Below are 19,480 nucleotides of genomic sequence, written 5' to 3'. Positions count from 1 at the left end.
ACAACAAATATAATTTAAGAGTAATTAAAAGGGAATATGGTTTTTGCTATATTCCCTTTGTTTATTTTTGTTCTCTATTTTTTCTGCATGAACTTATTAGTACAGTATCTTAAAAATTACAAATGGGTAGTCTGTCTGGCTCTTGTGCTGGCCGCCATCAATATAGGTTTCTCTCTGCTTGATCCATATATTACCGGGAGGATCGTTGATAATTTCATTGAGAAAAAGGACGTGCTTAACCGCGACCAGTTTGTCTGGGGTGTATTAGGACTGATCGGGCTGGGTGTTGGTGCCGCAATGGTATCCCGTATAGCAAAGAATTTTCAGGATTATTTTACCAGTATTATCGTTCAGAAAGTAGGTGCAGAGATGTATGCTGACGGGCTGAAACATTCCCTTGAACTTCCATATCAGGTCTTTGAAGATCAGCGTAGCGGAGAGACGCTGGGTATTCTTCAGAAAGTGAGACTGGACAGTGAGAAATTTATAACCTCTTTTATCAGTATTCTGTTTGTCAGTCTGATCGGGATGATCTTTGTGATTGTCTATTCGGTATCCGTGAGTTATAAAGTGACTGTTATTTACTTTCTGGCTATCCCGGTGATCAGTTTTGTCAGCTGGTTTTTAAGCAGAAAGATTAAGGTAATCCAGCGTAATATCGTAGCTGAAACTACTGCGCTTGCCGGTTCAACAACAGAATCTTTAAGAAATATTGAACTGGTTAAGAGTCTTGGGCTTGCCAATCAGGAGATAGAACGTTTGAATAAAACCACTTACAAAATTCTTGGCCTGGAATTAAGAAAGGTCAAATATGTAAGAAGTATGAGTTTTGTACAGGGAACAACCGTTAACCTGGTCAGGAGTATCATGGTAGTTGTGTTGCTTATTCTGATTTTTGAAAATACAATTTCTGCAGGTCAGTATTTTTCTTTCTTGTTTTATTCCTTTTTCCTTTTCGGACCTTTACAGGAACTGGGGAATGTGATCCTTTCCTGGAGAGAAGCCGAAGTTTCACTCGGGAATTTCAAAAAGATTCTCAGTACACCTGTTGATCAGAAACCGCTGAATCCAAAGGTGCTGCACAAAATTGAATCTCTTGAGTTTTCAGGATTAAGTTTCAGACATCTGACAGGAAAAACCAATGCCCTTAATGAAATAGGTTTCAAGGTTCATGATGGAGAAACGATAGCCTTTGTCGGGCCTTCAGGTTCTGGCAAAACTACCCTTGTAAAGCTTTTGGTGGGACTTTATCAGCCAGAGGTTGGACAGGTATTATATAATGGGATTTCGAGTAAAGAGATTGATCTGGATCGTTTAAGAGAGAAGATTGGGTTTGTTACTCAGGATACGCAGCTGTTTTCCGGAACAATCAGAGAAAATCTTCAGTTTGTCCGTCCCGGAGCAACAGATGAAGAGTGTTTACGTGTGATGGAGCAGGCAGCCTGTCAGACGCTTTTAGCAAGAGCTGATAAAGGTCTGGATACAGTAATCGGAGAAGGCGGAGTTAAGGTTTCAGGAGGAGAAAAACAACGTTTATCAATTGCCAGAGCTTTACTGCGCAGACCGGATATCCTGGTTTTTGATGAAGCGACCTCTTCTCTGGATTCACTGACCGAAGAGGAAATCACTGCTACAATAAGAGAAGTTTCAGAATTTACAAACCATATCACCATCCTGATTGCGCACAGATTATCTACTATCCGTCACGCAGACCGTATATATGTGCTTGAGAAAGGACATATCATTGAACAGGGAAAACATGCAGACCTGCTGGAAGAGAAAGGACTGTATTATGCAATGTGGAGACAGCAGGTAGGAGAAAGATAAGCAGGTTAAACTGTTTCTTCGTGGATATCCTGTAAAGTAAGACCAAGCAGGCTTTTGGTTTTAGTATAAGTGATACCCGCTACGATAATAGTCATACATCCGCCAAATACTACTGCCGGAACTGTTCTCATGAGTTTTGCGGTAAGCCCGGATTCAAATGCGCCGATTTCATTGGAAGAACCTATAAACATACTGTTTACAGCCGATACCCGGCCACGCATCCTGTCGGGTGTCAGTAATTGCATGATTGTAGATCGGATAAGGACGCTGACGCTATCAAATGCACCTTCCATGAACAGGAACAGCAATGTTAAATAGAAGTTCTTAGAAAGGCCGTAACAGATAATGCTTGTGCCAAAACCTACTACTGCTACCAGCAGGTTTCTCCATGGTCTGTTCATCGGGGAAATTCTGGTCATCACCAGCATCGTCAGAACAGCTCCCGCAGATGCAGCCGCACGCATAAAGCCCAGTCCTTCAGAACCTACTTTTAAAATATCGTTCGCGAAAACTGGTAATAAAGCAACCGCACCGCCAAAAAATACAGAAAATAAGTCCAGGCTCATTGCACCCAGCATCATTTTACTTTTGAATACAAACTGCACACCCTCAGTCAGACTTTTCATGATACTTTCTTTGGGAATGTATTTTGGAGGATGTGATTTCAGGAAAAACACACAGACCAGTGCGACGAAGATGAACAGGATAATTACCGAATAGGTAACGGTGATTCCATAAAAACCATAGATTAATCCGCCAACTGCCGGTCCCAGAATAGAGGCTGTCATATAAGAAGAACTGTTCCAGGTACTGGAATTGGGATAAAGCTCTCTTGGAACTGTCATCGCCATCAGAGAAGAAGTTGCAGGGCTGAAAAATCCCCTGGCAATCCCTATCCCAAATACCATCGTATACATAATAGGAATGATATAACTTTCCAGGACATAAGGATGCATCTGATGGGAGGTTGCGACCAGCATAATCAAAGAGCAGATAAAGACTCCCAGAAATATTTTAAGCAGCAGTCCCCTTTTTTCTGACTTATCGGCAACATAACCACCATAGAGTGCAATACCTATAGAAGGGAGTGCTTCACAGAGCCCAACCAGGCCCAGTGCAAGCGGATCTTTTGTTAAATGATAAATGTGAAAGCCGATAATGACGGCTTGCATCTGGTAGGCAAACGTGAAAAAGAAACGCATACCAAGGAAAGATCTGAATTCCCTGTAACGCAGGGCGGCATAAGGATCTTGTTTATCTACAATTCTGGGACTGTCCAAAGGAAAATGATTTGGAACAAATGTATAGGATAAGAAAGGATTTTTGAAATGTAATGTCAAATATGACAGAGTCATATCTGACATTAGTATTATTTTACAAGATCATAGAAATCCTGATAAGCATGTTTCATGTTTTCAGCCTGATTAATTGCAGAAGAAACTGCAATTCCGAAGATACCGGTTCCTGTCAGGGCTTCAACATCAGTTAACTTAACGCCGCCTACGGCCAGCACCGGAAGCTCAATTCCCTTTTCTTTTAAGACTGCAACAATCTCTGTATACCCATCCAGTCCTAACCATGGAGAATTATTGGGTTTGGTATCCGTATGGCTGAAAGGTCCGCAGCCTGCATAATCCGCACCTTCAGCAGCAATTCTGATTAACCCTTCAACAGTATTTGAAGACCCGCCAATAGTAATATCTTCGCCCAGTTGTTCACGTAAAGCTTTAAAATCAGCATCCATGTCTTCAATGTGGAAACCCTGGATATCTGCCTTTCTGTTTAAATGAATATGATTGGTTACAATCAGTGTAGCTCCCCAGTCATCACAGATCTCTGCGATGGCATGAATATCTTTCAGAAGAGCTTCGTCATCTTTAGTCAGACAACGGTATTGAATCCATTTTGCTCCCGCTTCACAAGCAATCTGCGCCTGTTCTATGTGAGTCAGGGTATCAATATCATGGGTGATAAACTGAAGTTTTTCGATGAATTTTTTCATGTGTATATATACCTGATAATTTTTTTAATTTAGTCTTTAGAATCTAACATTTAAGGACAAAAGTAAGTTAGTTCCGGCCTGTGGGAAGTAGAAGTTTTCTGTTACCCTGTTACCACCGCTATAAGAACCATAGGTATAGCCATTTGACTCATATTTTTTGTTTAAAATATTATTAGCCAGCAAACCAATATTCATATTCTTAACACCTTTGAAGCTAAAATCATAGCCTAAACGAAGATTGTTAACCCAGTAACCGTTAAGTTTCCTGCCTTCATTTTGTGTGTTATCCATATACTGTTTGCTCACATACTTACTTTGTAAAGCAATCGCAAAACCGGTAAATGGTTTATAAACCAGCTCTCCAAACAATACCGCATCAGGTGAAAAGGAAATATTGGTATTGGTGTAAGTATACATATCCTCCTTTTTCGTGTCATAATTATGAATGAACTCCGAAAAATCCTTAATCTTATTTCTGCTGATTGCGGCATTGGCATTAACTAAAAAGTATCTGCTAAGCGTATAAGATCCGTCAAATTCAATTCCCAGTCTGGAGCTGTTCGGTACATTTTGTCTGATTGATGCACCGACATCACTTACTTTACCGGTAACCACAAGCTGATCTTTATAGAACATACCATAAACATTGATACCAGCACTGTAACGGCTATCTTTGATACGATACCCTGCTTCCACGTTGTACAAACGTTCAGGATGAGGAACAGTCCCCACATTGGCATTTACATAATCATCCCGGTTGCCCTCTTTATTAGCCACACTCAGGGAGGCATAAATATTACTTTTCGGATCTATAAAGTACGATGCACCAATTTTAGGATTAAAGAAGTTGAGTTTATCATGAACATTTAAAGGCAGCAGGTCATTATCTTTCCCTGTAATATCATATTTCAGTGCTCTGTATTGCAGGTCTGCGAATAAGTTAAGTTTCTCAGCCGGGCTGTAGGATACTTTGGTATAGACATTAAAATCATTTTTATTTCCATCGCCATCATAATAGTGATCTGAGTTATTCAGATTTGAAGACACCTGTGACCAGCTGATCTGACCATAATGTTTACCACGGTATTGATTGTATGCACCTCCTACCGTGAAGTTTAAACTGGAACTGGCCTTATAGTTAAAACTATAGGTTGCGCCGTAAAAATTGTTGTTTAACCAGCGTCTGCGTACCAGGTCAGTTGATAAAACAGGAGCTCCGTTAATTACAGGGTTTTTCAGACCATAGTCAGCGAAAAGCTGACCGGCCTTAAATTCTTCATAATAACCTCTTCCGTAGGTATAGTGGAGCGCACCATTAAAAGAGAGCTTATCATTAAACTGTTTGGCGTATAATACCTGATAGTGATCCTGCCAGTAATTATCATTCTGATCTTTATACAGGAATGAGTTGTATTTCCGGCTGTCAGAATTTAACAGGTTATCTGCATCGGCACCTGTCAGTTCATTTCGAACAATATAATCTTTCATTCCCTGTAAGTCTCCCCTTAGTCTTGATTCAGGCACACCATTCCATGACTGATAGGTCTTTTCTGAACCTGAAAAGACATTGATACGTAACAGATCAGTTTTTCCATGGTAAGCACCAGATAAGAAATAAGATTTCAATAGCGATGCACCACGGTCTACAAATCCATCAGATTGTATACGGGATAGACGGCCGTCAAAACTAAACTTGTTATCAATTAATCCTGTTCCGATTTTTACCGTGTTTTTTAAAGTATTGAAAGAGCCGTAAGTACTGTTCACTTCAGCATAAGGATCCAAGGCAGGTGCAGAAGTCTGGATGTTTAAGCTCCCGCCAAAGGCGGCAGCACCATTGGAAGAGGTACCCACGCCACGCTGAATCTGAATACTTTCAACCGAAGAAGCAAAATCAGGCATATTTACCCAGAAAGCACCCTGACTTTCAGAGTCATTTAATGGGACACCATTCACTGTGACATTTATTCTGGCAGCGTCACTTCCCCTGATTCTGATACCTGTATAACCAACTCCTGCACCAGCGTCCGAAGTCACAACGACTCCTGGTGTATTATTGATTATAAAAGGTAAATCCTGACCAAAATTATTGACAGCAATGTCAGCTTTGCTTACATTTTTATAAGTGGTACCGGATTTTTCTGTTGCTCTGGTGGCCATTACAATAACTTCATCAGCCAGGTATGCCGAAGGTTTCAGTTCAAAATCAATTCGCTGATCTCCGTTAACCTCAATAGTTTGATGCTGAGTTTCATAACCCACAAAACTTACTGTCAGGACATATTTACCTGCTTTGATGTTTTTGAGCTGATATTCTCCGCGAGAGTTGCTGTTTATACCGTTGTTTGTGTTTTTTAGGCTGATACTTGCTCCGGGTAAACCGGTATGCTTTGTTTGCTCTGAAACGGACCCCGAAATTGTAAATTGCGCGCTGGCCAATACAGGTAAAAGGAACACAGCTATAACTGCGATCAGTAATGTTTTCAATTTGCTACTGTTTTTTAGTAAAACCTGTTACACATAGGGCTAATGCAACATAATTAAACTCCATAACTCCAATCCCTCCGCCGGCATTATCCGGATCAGGTGTATATTTGAATAGCATGATATTTATTCAGCTATCAAATAATGGGTATGATCTCAGCCCGTCTTTGTGTTTTTTACAAAACAAGGCACCCCTTTTGATATCGGCAAATGTATGAAATATTTTAGATATAGCAATTAAACGGTGTCTGAGGGCTTACTCTATATCTTCTTTCTCCTCTAATGCATTCTGATAACCCTGTGAATATTTAATACTTCCCCAGGCAGTTAACATGGTAATCACATCTTCATCCTTAAGCGGGCCGGTAAGCTGGCTTTTACAATAGGCTAAAAATTCTGTTTCGTTCATTTGATCTGTTTATTTAATGTCTTTAAATTTTAAGCCGTTTTTATTTCTAAGAACTGATCTATTACTGTAATTGCATTTTGCAGACGGTCTTCAATACCTCCGACAACAACATAATTAGCGTTCAGGTTTTTTAATTCTTTATGCCAGACAGACATGAAATGCTCACGCATATGAGGAAAATCGCGTAAAGGATCTTCCTGCCATGGCAAGTCTATATCAAGCAGCAGATAAAGGTCATAGGTTCTTTCATTCAACGCATCTAAAACCATTTGCGGTGTTTCACCGAGCATCTCATCGCTCCATATTTTTACAGTCAGAATCGTCGTGTCGCAAAAAATAAAATCCTTTTCTGTCATGGCCAGTACAGACTCTTCCAGTGCTACCTGCCCGTGAAACATGTTAATCTCATCCTGCATAGTACAGGGGGCTGTCAATGCTGCACAATAATAGCGCGCAAACTCTGATACCCAAAGCGTATCATAATGTTTGGCTAATAATTTTGTAATGGTTGATTTTCCCGTACTTTCAGGGCCTACAATAGCTATTTTCTTAATCATGAATTCCTTGTGATTGCTGTTCTAACCTTGTTTTTTTCCATCCCTGATAACCTACCCATGCAATATAAACATACAAGGTATACATGATTGCCGTTGCATACAGATCTTTGGAGATATAAACACCCACATAAATAATGTCTACAAAAATCCAGATCAGCCAGTTCTGTAATATTTTTCTGGCCAGGAAGATTTGGGCAACAAGACTGCATGCAGTACAAAAACTATCCAGGAATGGATAGGATGCTTTGGTAAAATAATGGAGTAAAGTTCCAGGAAGAATGGTGAGGAGAATAATTGCTATAGCCGAAAGGGCCATTTCTTTATTGGTAATTGTACTTACGGGTCTGGATGACTCAGAGTTATTCCTGTTTTTGCTCCAGAAATACCAGCCATAGGCGTTGGTGACCAGGAAATATACCTGCAAACCCATATCAGAATATAACTTACTTTCAAAAAAGATGAAAATATAGATCAGTACACTTATAATGGCAAGTGGCCAGTTTAGAATATTGTTTTTTGCCGCGAGCCAGACACAAAGAGTCCCTGTAATCACACCGCACCATTCCAGCCAGCTGGTTACCCTGAAAAAATGGGTGATACTCTCCCTGACTACATCAACAATAGCTACCATGTGCCAAATGTAAAATTATTTTTCTGTCCATAACTATTTAGAATTATTTTAAATAGTTTGAATTTTAAAGATGTATCACTTACTTTTGCCCTTATTCATAATCAATCCAAATAACTTAGATGTATAAAACCAAATTACCTATACTAACAGCAGTGCTGTTGTTTAGTAGTTTAATCGCTTTAGCGCAACAAAGCGCAGTGATAAAAGGCAAAGTTACCATATCCAGCGGAAAGGCCGCTTCCCAAATCTCGATTACACTGAAAGGCAAAGGCATCGCCACTATGACTGATGAAAAGGGGGAGTTTGTGATTAAACATGTCAAAGCAGGAACCCATACAATCAAAGCCTCGGCAATAGGCATTCGTTCTACTGAAAAAAACATCTCAGTGAATGCCGGAGAAACACAAACCATAGATTTTGTGTTAGCTGAAAATGATGAAGCTTTACAGGAAGTCAAAATTGCAGCGATTAAAAATAAATATAAAGTAAGTCTGCCATCTGCCACTTTAAGGTTAAATGAACCTTTGCTGGAGGCACCGCAAAATATTCAGATTGTTAGCGAACAAGTCCTCAAAGACCAGCAGATCACCAGTATGAGTGATGGAGTAATCAGAAATGTCAGCGGAGCCATACGTACCCAGCACTGGGCTGATATGTATGCCAATATCAAAATGCGGGGTTCACAGATTCAGGCTTTTAGAAATGGCTTTAATGTGGTTAATTCCTTTTGGGGACCCCTTACCGAAGACATGAGTTTTGTTGATCATATTGAATTTGTTAAAGGTCCGGCAGGTTTTATGCTGGGCAGCGGAGATCCGAGCGGGTTATATAATGTAGTTACTAAAAAGCCTACGGGAATCAATAAAGGGGAAGTTTCATTTACTACCGGAAGTTACGGATTGTACCGTACTACTGTGGATTTTGATAGAAAACTGACTGAAGATGGTAAGTTATTGTTCAGACTCAATGCATCCGGGCAAAATAAAAAATCACACAGAGACTTTGAATACAATGACAGGTACAGTATCGCTCCGGTGCTGTCTTATCAGACCGGGAATACTAAGTTTACTGCCGAGTATACTTTGCAGCGGGCTAAAACCAGTCAGGTAGGCTCCTCTTATGTGTTTGGAGTAAATGGTTATGGTAGTTTACCGGTTAATTTGTCACAATCTGATCCCTTGATTCCACCTACAATCATCAATGACCAAAGCATTACATTGAATGTGCAGCACAGGTTTGATGAGCACTGGAAGCTAACCGCCCAGGGAGCATATTATAATTACAATATGTCGGGTAACAGCGGCTGGCCATCTAAAATAAATGCCGACGGAACAATCATTCGTAACATTGGAATATGGGATGCAACCAGCAGTATGAAACTGGCTCAGGTATTTTTAAACGGAAACTTTAATACAGGCGCTGTACAGCACAGGATTCTGGCTGGTTTTGATGCCGGAGATAAAAAATACGCAGCTGACTGGAACAGTAGTGTTAACCTGGATTCCGATGCCAGTCCATTTAACAGCGAACATCCTGTATATGGGACTAATCCGGCAGCATATACGGCTTTTGATATCAGACGCTTAACTCCTTTAAAAGAGCGGGCTATAGATGCCGGAGGTTTAATCGGCTCTAAGTATCACTCTTTTTATTTGCAGGAAGAACTGGGCTTTTTTAATAACAAATTAAGATTAACCCTGGCCGGCAGGTTTACCAATATCAAAGAATACAGCTGGGGTAAAAGTGCCGAAGATCCCAATAAGGCAAACCAGTTTTCACCAAGGTTTGGTCTGAGCTACTCTATCGACAACAATACCTCTTTATATGCCGTTTATGACAAGGCTTTTATCCCTCAGAGCGGAATACTCAGAGACGGAGGCAAGATTAAACCGGTTACCGGAGTCAATACGGAATTTGGTCTCAAAAGGGACTGGCTTGACGGTAAGGTCAACACAACTTTATCTTTTTACCGTATCGTCAAACAAAACGAACTGACCGGAGACCCAACTGATCCCAAAAAGATATACAGTGTTGTTCTGGGTGAAAAAAGAGTACAGGGTATTGAGTTTGATCTGAGAGGAGAAATAGTCAGAGGACTACAGCTGATAGCCAATTATGCTTATACTGATGGTAAAGTAACCAAAGCAAATCCTGATGTGGAAAGTATTAAAGTAGGAGATGTTGTGCCCGGGTTTGCCAAACATACTGCAAATAGCTGGTTAACTTACACTGTACAAAACGGACTATTGCAAGGTGCCGGAATTTCTACAGGCTTCTCCTGGCAGATTGACCGCGTACCGGGTAGCTGGAGCAGATCTGATGATAAACCTTTACCAAACTATTTCCGTTTGGACGGCGGACTGTTCTGGAGTAAAGGCAATATCAAAATTACAGGTAACGTGTTTAATATCTTAAATAAATACCTGTATGATGGTGAAATCTATAATTTTGGTACTGTTACCGCTTATGCATGGCAGACAGAGCCATTGAGAAATTACAGAGTCGGCATTGCTTACAAATTTTAATAAGTTTCCATAAGCTATTTGAAAAAGAGTCCGTATGGGCTGTCCCAAAATTGTCTGGATTTCCGGGAGCAGTTTAATGCGGACTCTTTTTTGTTATTTTTTGCTGTTAGGCGACGAACTGAAACTCAGCGATGTTCTGACACTTACGTCTGTTGTTAAGTTTTCTCTTAACACATATTCCAACCGTACTTTAAGGTTGTTGCCTTTCATGTACTGATCTACAAAACGGGAGTTGTCAATATCCAGTACCAGAGAAGATCCGATATGTTCAGCAATGTCGTTTCTGGAAGCCACCATAACTTCTCCGCTGTTTCCATTGGAAACAAATATCTTTAAGGATTTAAACATCCCCATGCTTTTATCATTGGGATCAGAGGCGACAATACGTGCCGAAGCTATTCTGATATCCCTGACATAGTCATTTCCGCTCTGATTTCCGATGACCTCATCAAAACTGCCGGCTGTACTGGTCACTGAACTTATGCTGTCAGCTCTGGAAGATTTGGGAATAACCAGTGTGGCGGTATACGGAAAACTGGACTTGATAATAGACTGGACAGTTCCGCAACCGCTTAATAAGATCACTGCAGCAAGGACTGTAAATAGTAATTTCTTCATTGTTTTTAATCATGTATGACAGCGTCAGCTGTTTTCTAGTAACGTATAAAAGCTGTGCAAAGTACGCTCCTGAAAATCAAACCGTCTCTGGCAGCAGATAATGCTGTTTTTTGAGCGTAATTATTACTGTTTAAGTTTATAAAACTCTTTAAAATAAATCTGAATTATTACCAGCTAATAATGTAACTTTGCATCCCGACAGAACAGTCGGGATTCTTCAACCATAGCATAGAAAATCTCGCCCAGCTATCAGTCTTACAAGACGAACATTTTTTAACAACACTTTAGACTTTTTTAAAGCCTTATGCCTAAAGACACATCCATACGTTCAGTATTGATTATCGGTTCCGGACCTATTATTATTGGCCAAGCCTGTGAGTTTGATTACTCCGGATCCCAAGCTGCCTTATCCTTAAAAGAAGAAGGAATTGAAGTTTCTATTATTAACTCCAATCCTGCAACTATTATGACCGATAAGATCATTGCAGACCATGTTTACCTCAGACCTTTAACGGTAGACTCTATTGAGCAGATTTTAATAGAGCGGAAAATTGACGCTGTATTGCCAACCATGGGAGGGCAGACTGCTTTAAACCTTTGTAAAGAGGCTGAAGAGCGCGGTGTCTGGGAAAAACATGGTGTTAGAGTGATTGGAGTTGATGTTGCTGCCATTGAAAAAACAGAAAACAGAGAATCTTTCCGCCAGTTAATGGTTGACATAGGTGTGGGTGTTGCACCATCAAAAATTGCGAACTCTTTCCTTGAAGGTAAAGAAGCTGCACAGGAAATAGGCTATCCGCTGGTTATTCGTCCTTCTTATACTTTAGGAGGATCAGGTGGTGGATTTGTTCATAAAAAGGAAGAATTTGATGCTGCGCTTAAACGTGGTCTTGAAGCTTCTCCAACACATGAAGTTCTTGTAGAAAAAGCAGTTTTAGGCTGGAAAGAATATGAATTAGAGTTATTAAGAGACAGCAATGATAATGTGATTATCATTTGTTCTATTGAAAACTTCGATCCGATGGGTATTCATACCGGTGACTCTATTACAGTTGCGCCGGCAATGACATTATCTGACAGCTGTTACCAGGACATGCGTAACCAGGCTATCAAAATGATGCGTGCGATAGGTACTTTTGCAGGGGGATGTAACGTACAGTTCTCTGTTAATCCTGATAACGACGATATCATTGCTATTGAGATTAACCCAAGGGTTTCCCGTTCATCAGCACTGGCAAGTAAAGCAACAGGTTATCCGATTGCTAAAATTGCTTCTAAGCTGGCGATTGGTTATAACCTTGATGAAATAGAAAATCAGATTACAAAAACTACTTCGGCTTATTTTGAGCCAACTTTAGATTATGTAATTGTTAAAGTACCACGCTGGAACTTTGATAAATTCAAAGGAGCAAATCCTGAACTGGGCTTACAGATGAAATCTGTTGGTGAAGTGATGGCAATTGGCCGCAGTTTTACTGAAGCATTGCAGAAAGCTTGTCAGAGTCTGGAAATCGGACGTGCTGGTTTGGGTGCTGATGGAAAACATAACAGAAGCATCGAAGAGATTATGCACGGCCTGGAGCATCCAAGCTGGAACCGCTTATTCCTGATCAAGGATGCCATGAGTATGGGCGTTCCACTGGAATCTATCCGTAAAGTCACTAGAATTGACAAATGGTTCCTTGCTCAGATCCAGGAGCTGGTACAGCTGGAAACAGAATTAAAACGTTATTCATTAACTAATATACCGAAGGAATTTTTCTTCAACCTGAAACAAAAAGGATTCTCTGATATCCAGATTGCTTACCTGTTGGGTAATGTAACTGAGGATGAGGTTTATGACCGCAGAAAATCACTGGGAATCAGAAGAGTGTATAAGATGGTAGATACCTGTGCTGCTGAGTTTGCTGCACAGACACCATATTACTACTCGACTTTTGAGGAGGAGAACGAATCAGTTCCTTCAGATAAAAAGAAAATTATTGTATTAGGATCAGGCCCGAACCGTATTGGTCAGGGTATTGAGTTCGATTACTCTTGTGTGCACGGTTTACTGGCAGCAAAAGAAAGCGGATTTGAATCGATTATGATCAACTGTAATCCTGAAACTGTTTCTACAGACTTCAACATGGCAGATAAGTTATACTTTGAGCCGGTATTCTGGGAACATGTACGTGAAATCATCGAACTGGAAAACCCTGTAGGTGTGATTGTACAGTTAGGTGGTCAGACTGCTTTGAAAATGGCAGAAAAGCTTCATGAAAACGGAATTAAAATCATTGGTACTTCTTATAACGATATGGATATTGCAGAAGACCGTGGCCGTTTCTCAGATCTGTTAAAAGAATTAGATATTCCATATCCTAAGTACGGTGTTGCCGAGAATGCAGAAGAAGCTATCGTAGTAGCTAATGAAGTAGGTTATCCGGTATTGGTCCGTCCTAGTTATGTATTGGGTGGACAGGGAATGAGTATTGTGATCAATGATGAAGATCTGGAAAAAGCAGTAGTGAAGTTACTGGGTGATTTACCGGGTAACAGAGTGCTGATTGACCATTTCCTTGACAGAGCAGAAGAAACTGAATCAGATTCAATCTGTGATGGTGAGGATGTACATATTGTTGGTTTAATGGAACACATTGAGCCGGCTGGTATCCACTCCGGAGATTCATTTGCAGTATTGCCACCGTTCAGTCTTTCTGCCAAAGTGATGGAAAGCATGGAGACTTACTCTAAAAAAATAGCCAGAGCTTTAAATGTAATCGGTTTACTGAATATTCAGTTTGCCGTAAAAGATGAAAAGGTTTATGTAATTGAAGCAAATCCAAGAGCATCAAGAACGGTTCCTTTTATCGCCAAAGCATATGATGTTCCTTATATCAATATCGCTGCTAAAGTAATGTTAGGGGTAAACAAACTGAAAGACTTCAAAATTGAACGTAAATTAGAAGGCTACGCAATTAAAGAGCCGGTTTTCTCTTACGATAAATTCCCTGAAGTACCGAAAGAGTTAGGTCCTGAAATGAAATCTACAGGTGAATCTATCAGATTTATCAAAGACCTGGAAGATCCTTATTTCAGAAAACTGTATAAAGACAAATCAATGTATTTATCAAAATAATATATGTTTGATAACAAAAAAGTCCCGTATTTACGGGACTTTTTTTATGCCTGTGTGATTTGTCAGCCGACCGGCTTGAAAATACGTTTCAGGTGTATATTTTCTACAGGATAAACGACCAGTGGGATTTTTTCAATAATCGTTTCACTCGTATCCAGGCCAAAAGCTTTAGTGTCAGACTGCGCCAGTTTTTTTATCGCAAAATAGCTTCTCAGAATAAAACCGTCTTTCAGACTGAATTCGTTTTCATAGGAAAGGAATTTCTCCATGATCACAAAGCGGAAATCTGCTGCCAGGTTAAACTTATTCAGGGAATCATATTTACTGGTAATGTCAATCTCTTTATTAGCGACCATTTCCTGCACGACCTTTCTGAACAGTACGTTAATCCTTGGATGAATACGGAAACCCAGTCTGAATTCTATGCGGATAATCTTATCATCAGCAAGCTCCTCGACCATAAACTCCATCGTATAGGGTTCATCGGTTCTTTCAATATGTACAAACCAGTATACATCTGCTCTTTTGGGATTCCTGCTGAAAATAGAATAAAGTACTTTCTGTTCAATTTGTTTACTGTTATTTGCTTTGGTCAGATAGATCAGATGCGTACAGTATTTAGCTATGGAGCGATCTTCGCTTAAAGCCTTCAGCATGGGTACCTGGTCTTCCAGATCAACAAACTTTAAGAAGCGGTTAGTAATCTTACGGGCTTTAAACCAAACAAACATGGTGAAAATCAAACCCACTTCAAAAACGAGGAAGAATAACCTTTTGACAATTTTTACGGAGTTTGCTACAAAGAAAGAAAGTTCAACCACAGCAAATACACTGACTATCAAAAGAACCAGCCAGAGTGGCCACCGTTTTACATAACGCATAAAATAATACATCAGAATAGTAGTCATCAGCATTGCAATGGTGATAGAGAATCCATAGGCTGCGGTCATATTCTCAGATGTTCTGAAATAAAGGGAAACAGCAATACAGCCTATACAAAGCAACCAGTTTATACTTGGAATATAAATCTGTCCGCGAATATTAGTGGGGTATTTGATGGTCACCTTTGGCCAGAAATTCATACTTACAGCCTCGCTGATTAAAGTGAAGGAGCCCGAAATCAATGCCTGGCTGGCAATAATTGTCGCCATGGTGGCAACAATGACAACAGGAATTAAAAATAAGTGCGGCACAATCTCAAAAAACGGATTAACACCATCAAAGCTTTTTTGCGGACTTTGCATTAATACCCATGCACCCTGTCCAAGGTAATTCAGTACTAATGCTGTCTTTACAAAAATCCAGCTGATCTGTATGTTTTTTCTGCCGCAGTGTCCCAGGTCAGAATATAAAGCTTCGGCTCCGGTGGTACATAAAAATACCGCTCCCAACAGCCAGAAGCCATGTGGATGATCCATTAGTAAGCGTGCCCCGTAATAAGGGTTGAGCGCTTTAAATATTTCCGGATAATGAATGACCTGGATTAGCCCCAGTAAAGCGATCATACAAAACCAGCAAAGCATAATCGGACCAAATGAGGCCCCGATTACTTTAGTGCCAAATTGTTGAAAAAAGAACAGCAATACAATAATGGTGATCACTATACCCAGAATGAGTGTATTCCCGGGAACAATAATCTGTGATAATGCAGGCACGAGATTTAGCCCCTCAATGGCAGAGGTTACAGAGATCGGTGGGGTAATAATACCATCGGCGAGTAATGTTCCTGCTCCGATTATTGCAGGGATAGCCATCCATTTACCATAACGTCTCACTAGTGCGTACAAAGAAAAGATTCCTCCCTCTCCTTTATTGTCTGCCTGCAGTGTAATAAAAATATATTTGAAAGTGGTTTGCAGGGTCAGCGTCCAGAACACGCACGAAATAGCCCCCAATACTAAAGCCGGGTTTACCTGTCCCCCCTCTTTGAGTAATACCTGAAAGGTATAGAGCGGGGATGTTCCGATATCACCGAATATGATACCCAGTGTAACTAACATACCCGCTGCGGATAATTTTTTAAGATTAGGATGCATGATTATTTTGGCTATTTTTAATCAAAACTACGCTTTCTTATTCCATCTCAACGCTATGCAGTTTAATTTTAACCGCATTTTAATGCTTAGTATCAGTCTTTTATGGCAGAATCCTACCCGAACAACAGGGAGAAAACATCTTCAATTTTATTGACACCCGTAATTTCAAGTTTATATTTATCCGTAACCAGTCCTTTCAGATTATAGTTAGAAACAAAAATTCTTTCAAAACCCAGTTTATCTGCTTCAGCAATCCGCTGTTCAATTCTGTTGACAGCCCGGATTTCGCCGGATAAACCTACCTCTGCTGCAAAACAGATTTTCGAAGAGATGAAAATTTCCTCATGCGAGGAGATAATCGCGGCCAGAATAGCCAGGTCAATAGCAGGATCTTCCACCTTAATCCCTCCGGCTATGTTTAAAAATACATCTCTTGTACTCAATCTGAAACCGCATCTTTTTTCCAGCACTGCAAGCAGCATGTTCATTCTTCTGGTATCAAAGCCGGTAGCAGAACGCTGAGGCGTTCCGTATGCAGCAGTACTCACCAAAGCCTGTGTTTCAATCAGCATGGGCCTGGCGCCTTCTAAGGTTGCTGCAATGGCAATCCCGCTTAATTCCTCGTCTCTTTGGGACAGTAGAATTTCAGAAGGGTTGGATACCTGTCTTAATCCACCGCTGTGCATGGCATATATACCCAGTTCTGCGGCAGCTCCGAATCTGTTTTTGATGGAGCGGAGAATCCGGTATACATGATGTCTGTCACCTTCAAATTGTAAAACCGTGTCAACCATGTGCTCCAGGATTTTAGGGCCTGCGATGGCTCCGTCTTTGGTGATATGGCCAATTAAAAATACGGGAGTATCAGTTTCTTTGGCAAAACGTAATAATTCTGCGGTACACTCCCTTACCTGTGAAACACTGCCCGGCGTGGAGTCAATATGTGCAGAGTGGAGTGTTTGTATAGAATCTACCACAATAATATCCGGTTCAAGTATTTCTATCTGCTTGAATATATTTTGAGTAGAAGTTTCAGTAAGGATATAGCATTCAGCAGTTGGACTGCTGGTTATTCTTTCCGCACGCATTTTGATCTGCTGTTCACTTTCTTCTCCTGAAACGTACAGGACTTTTTTCCCGGTAATATTCAGAGCAAGCTGTAACATCAGGGTAGACTTCCCTATTCCGGGTTCCCCGCCGATAAGTACAACGGAGCCGGCAACAAGGCCGCCACCCAGTACACGGTCCAGTTCAAAATCACTCGTCGAGATTTTATTCTCTTCGGTAAAAGCTATATTGGTAATCTTGTTGGGCTTATTTGATCTTTTTGCCGAACCTGATGGCTGCCATGCAGGTACACTAGCTCCTGGTTTTTCAATTACTTCCTCTACGAAAGTATTCCATGAATTACACGAAGGACATTTTCCAAGCCATTTGGCTGATTCATATCCACAACTCTGACAGAAATATGCTGATTTAGTTTTAGCCAATTGATTTGAGATTAAAATTACAAGAAGACGAATTTAAATAATTCGGTGGGATATTGGGAGCCGGAACGAATTTATGCCGGTATAAAATAGAAAAGCCTGGTACGTTGACCAGGCTTTTCTATTATGTTTTGAACATGAGCTCTACAATTTTATTTCTTCGTCTTTGGAAGAGATAAAATGAAACTCTGTTAGTAAGTAAGACGGAACTGCCTTTACTTTAATTTTCTGTCCGAATTTAAAGAACCACTTCCATTGCAGGGAGTAAATACCTTTCTTGATAAAGGCCTCTATATACGGGTGTACACAAAGTGTAATATTCTTTTCATTTTGCTCACGCAGAATGTAGTTCATATTACTTTCAATATCATCCATTAAAACAATACTGGCTTTAATTTCGCCGGTACCATGACACATTGGACAAACTTCGCTGGTCACGATGTTCATCTCAGGACGAACACGCTGACGTGTAATTTGTACAAGGCCAAATTTACTTGGAGGCAGAATAGTGTGTTTAGCACGATCCAGCAGCATCAGTTCACGCAGGTAATCAAATAACATTTTACGGTTAACCGGTTTGTGCATATCGATAAAATCGATAACCACAATACCGCCCATATCACGTAATCTGAGCTGACGGGCAATTTCTTTTGCAGCCTCTTTGTTTACCTGTAAGGCATTCTCTTCCTGATTTTCCTTATTGGCAGTTCTGTTACCGCTGTTCACGTCAATAACGTGTAATGCTTCTGTATGTTCTACAACAAGATAAGCTCCGCCGGCAAGATTTACGGTTTTGCCAAAGCCATTCTTAATTTGTTTTTCAATACCGAAATGCTCGAATATAGGTTCCTTGTGCTTATAAGGTTTGACTATTTTCTCCATTTCCGGAGAAATCTCATGCACATAAGAACGGATATCTTCAAACAAACCCGTATCGTTCACATAAACATTGGTGAAATCTGCACTTAAAATGTCACGAATTAACGTTGACGTTCTGTCCATTTCACCCCAAACACGTTTGGAAGGTTCTGCTTCAGGTAATTTCTTGATGAAATTTTCCCATTTAGAGACAGAATCCAATAAATCTTTTTGTAATTCTTCAACACCTTTACCTTCAGAAACAGTTCTGATGATCACACCGAAGTTTTTAGGCTTAATACTTTCAATAATCTTTTTTAGACGATTACGTTCCGTATTACTCTTAATTTTTTTCGAGATTGAAATTACATTAGAAAATGGGACTAATACTATGTACCGTCCTGCAATAGAAAGATCAGAGCTTAGACGCGGTCCTTTAGTTGAAATAGGCTCTTTAGCTATTTGAACAGGTATAAGCATGTTTTTGGAAACTACCTCAGATATTTTGCCAGCCTTATTAATATCGGCTTCAAGCTTTAAATTGTCTAATAACGTTCCACTAACAGTGCCATTCCGCTTAATTTTTGTAAGCTTTAATAAAGATTGAACTTGCGGACCAAGATCGAAATAATGCAAAAAAGCATCTTTCTCATAACCCACATCAACAAACGCAGCATTTAGTCCCGGCATAATCTTTTTTATGCGGCCTAAATAAATGTCGCCTACGGCGTAGTTAGTGTTAATGTGTTCTTTATGAAGTTCTACAAGTTGTTTATCTTCAATCAAAGCTATGGTTACTCCCGTAGGAGATGAATCGATAATTAATTCCTTTACCAAAAGCTATACATTTAAAGGGATGAATCCCTTATTAAACACATGGACTGAATATATAAAAAACAAATCAACGAAGAATAGATACTAAGGC

13 protein-coding genes are annotated in these 19,480 nt (G+C 40.1%); 3 read left to right on the top strand and 10 right to left on the bottom strand.

Annotation, left to right across the window (positions count from 1 at the left end):
- Positions 1 to 87: 87 nt before the first annotated feature.
- Positions 88 to 1,827 (top strand): ABC transporter ATP-binding protein, encoded by a 1,740-nt coding sequence (locus PL_RS14705; protein ID WP_041883008.1) that lies wholly within the window; start codon positions 88 to 90, stop codon positions 1,825 to 1,827.
- Positions 1,828 to 1,832: 5 nt separating this feature from the next.
- On the opposite strand, the gene PL_RS14700 is transcribed toward PL_RS14705, so the two are convergent.
- The 6 genes from PL_RS14700 to pnuC all read right to left on the bottom strand — a co-directional run bounded on the left by PL_RS14700 (position 1,833) and on the right by pnuC (position 7,910).
- Entirely contained in the window at positions 1,833 to 3,107 is a 1,275-nt protein-coding gene (locus PL_RS14700) for an MFS transporter (RefSeq protein ID WP_041883043.1), read from the bottom strand.
- 89 nt (positions 3,108 to 3,196) lie between these two features.
- Entirely contained in the window at positions 3,197 to 3,829 is a 633-nt protein-coding gene (locus PL_RS14695; protein ID WP_041883009.1) for a thiamine phosphate synthase, read from the bottom strand.
- 36 nt (positions 3,830 to 3,865) lie between these two features.
- A complete protein-coding gene (locus PL_RS14690) occupies positions 3,866 to 6,316 on the bottom strand; it encodes a TonB-dependent receptor (RefSeq protein ID WP_041883010.1) in 2,451 nt (816 codons plus the stop codon).
- Between the two features lie 253 nt (positions 6,317 to 6,569).
- On the bottom strand, positions 6,570 to 6,722 hold the full coding sequence (locus tag PL_RS14685; RefSeq protein WP_160292119.1) for a hypothetical protein: 153 nt from the start codon (positions 6,720 to 6,722) through the stop codon (positions 6,570 to 6,572).
- Between the two features lie 29 nt (positions 6,723 to 6,751).
- Positions 6,752 to 7,279, bottom strand: coding sequence for an AAA family ATPase (locus PL_RS14680; RefSeq protein WP_041883011.1), 528 nt, complete (start codon positions 7,277 to 7,279; stop codon positions 6,752 to 6,754).
- Positions 7,272 to 7,910 carry a nicotinamide riboside transporter PnuC gene (gene pnuC, locus PL_RS14675; protein ID WP_052496375.1) on the bottom strand — a complete coding sequence of 213 codons (639 nt, stop codon included), beginning with the start codon at positions 7,908 to 7,910 and terminating at the stop codon, positions 7,272 to 7,274. Before pnuC ends, PL_RS14680 begins: the two co-directional genes overlap by 8 nt.
- Positions 7,911 to 8,029: 119 nt before the next feature.
- Between pnuC and PL_RS14670 the strand changes: the two genes are divergently transcribed.
- A complete protein-coding gene (locus PL_RS14670) occupies positions 8,030 to 10,435 on the top strand; it encodes a TonB-dependent receptor (protein WP_041883013.1) in 2,406 nt (801 codons plus the stop codon).
- Between the two features lie 93 nt (positions 10,436 to 10,528).
- Here the strand turns inward: PL_RS14670 and PL_RS14665 are convergent, their stop codons facing one another.
- Positions 10,529 to 11,053 (bottom strand): hypothetical protein, encoded by a 525-nt coding sequence (locus PL_RS14665; RefSeq protein WP_041883015.1) that lies wholly within the window; start codon positions 11,051 to 11,053, stop codon positions 10,529 to 10,531.
- 304 nt (positions 11,054 to 11,357) lie between these two features.
- Here PL_RS14665 and carB point away from each other — a divergent pair, with 304 nt between their 5' ends.
- Entirely contained in the window at positions 11,358 to 14,174 is a 2,817-nt protein-coding gene (gene carB / locus PL_RS14660) for a carbamoyl-phosphate synthase large subunit (protein WP_041883016.1), read from the top strand.
- Between the two features lie 62 nt (positions 14,175 to 14,236).
- Here the strand turns inward: carB and PL_RS14655 are convergent, their stop codons facing one another.
- The 3 genes from PL_RS14655 to PL_RS14645 all read right to left on the bottom strand — a co-directional run bounded on the left by PL_RS14655 (position 14,237) and on the right by PL_RS14645 (position 19,392).
- Positions 14,237 to 16,210, bottom strand: coding sequence for a KUP/HAK/KT family potassium transporter (locus tag PL_RS14655; RefSeq protein WP_041883017.1), 1,974 nt, complete (start codon positions 16,208 to 16,210; stop codon positions 14,237 to 14,239).
- Positions 16,211 to 16,323: 113 nt separating this feature from the next.
- A complete protein-coding gene (gene radA / locus PL_RS14650; protein WP_041883018.1) occupies positions 16,324 to 17,700 on the bottom strand; it encodes a DNA repair protein RadA in 1,377 nt (458 codons plus the stop codon).
- A 141-nt stretch (positions 17,701 to 17,841) separates the two neighbouring features.
- Positions 17,842 to 19,392, bottom strand: coding sequence for an Rne/Rng family ribonuclease (locus PL_RS14645; RefSeq protein WP_041883019.1), 1,551 nt, complete (start codon positions 19,390 to 19,392; stop codon positions 17,842 to 17,844).
- Positions 19,393 to 19,480: the final 88 nt, after the last annotated feature.

The sequence above is a fragment of the Pedobacter lusitanus genome (assembly GCF_040026395.1).
GTDB lineage: Bacteria > Bacteroidota > Bacteroidia > Sphingobacteriales > Sphingobacteriaceae > Pedobacter > Pedobacter lusitanus.
Note: the sequence above shows the minus strand (reverse complement) of the source record. Positions and strands in the feature narration are given on the sequence as shown.

Coding starts and splice junctions, on each gene's coding strand:
- PL_RS14705 (WP_041883008.1), top strand. CDS start 88: ATGAACTTATTAGTACAGTATCTTAAAAATTACAAATGGGTAGTCTGT.
- PL_RS14695 (WP_041883009.1), bottom strand. CDS start 3,829: ATGAAAAAATTCATCGAAAAACTTCAGTTTATCACCCATGATATTGAT.
- PL_RS14685 (WP_160292119.1), bottom strand. CDS start 6,722: ATGAACGAAACAGAATTTTTAGCCTATTGTAAAAGCCAGCTTACCGGC.
- PL_RS14680 (WP_041883011.1), bottom strand. CDS start 7,279: ATGATTAAGAAAATAGCTATTGTAGGCCCTGAAAGTACGGGAAAATCA.
- pnuC (WP_052496375.1), bottom strand. CDS start 7,910: ATGGTAGCTATTGTTGATGTAGTCAGGGAGAGTATCACCCATTTTTTC.
- PL_RS14670 (WP_041883013.1), top strand. CDS start 8,030: ATGTATAAAACCAAATTACCTATACTAACAGCAGTGCTGTTGTTTAGT.
- PL_RS14665 (WP_041883015.1), bottom strand. CDS start 11,053: ATGAAGAAATTACTATTTACAGTCCTTGCTGCAGTGATCTTATTAAGC.
- carB (WP_041883016.1), top strand. CDS start 11,358: ATGCCTAAAGACACATCCATACGTTCAGTATTGATTATCGGTTCCGGA.
- PL_RS14655 (WP_041883017.1), bottom strand. CDS start 16,210: ATGCATCCTAATCTTAAAAAATTATCCGCAGCGGGTATGTTAGTTACA.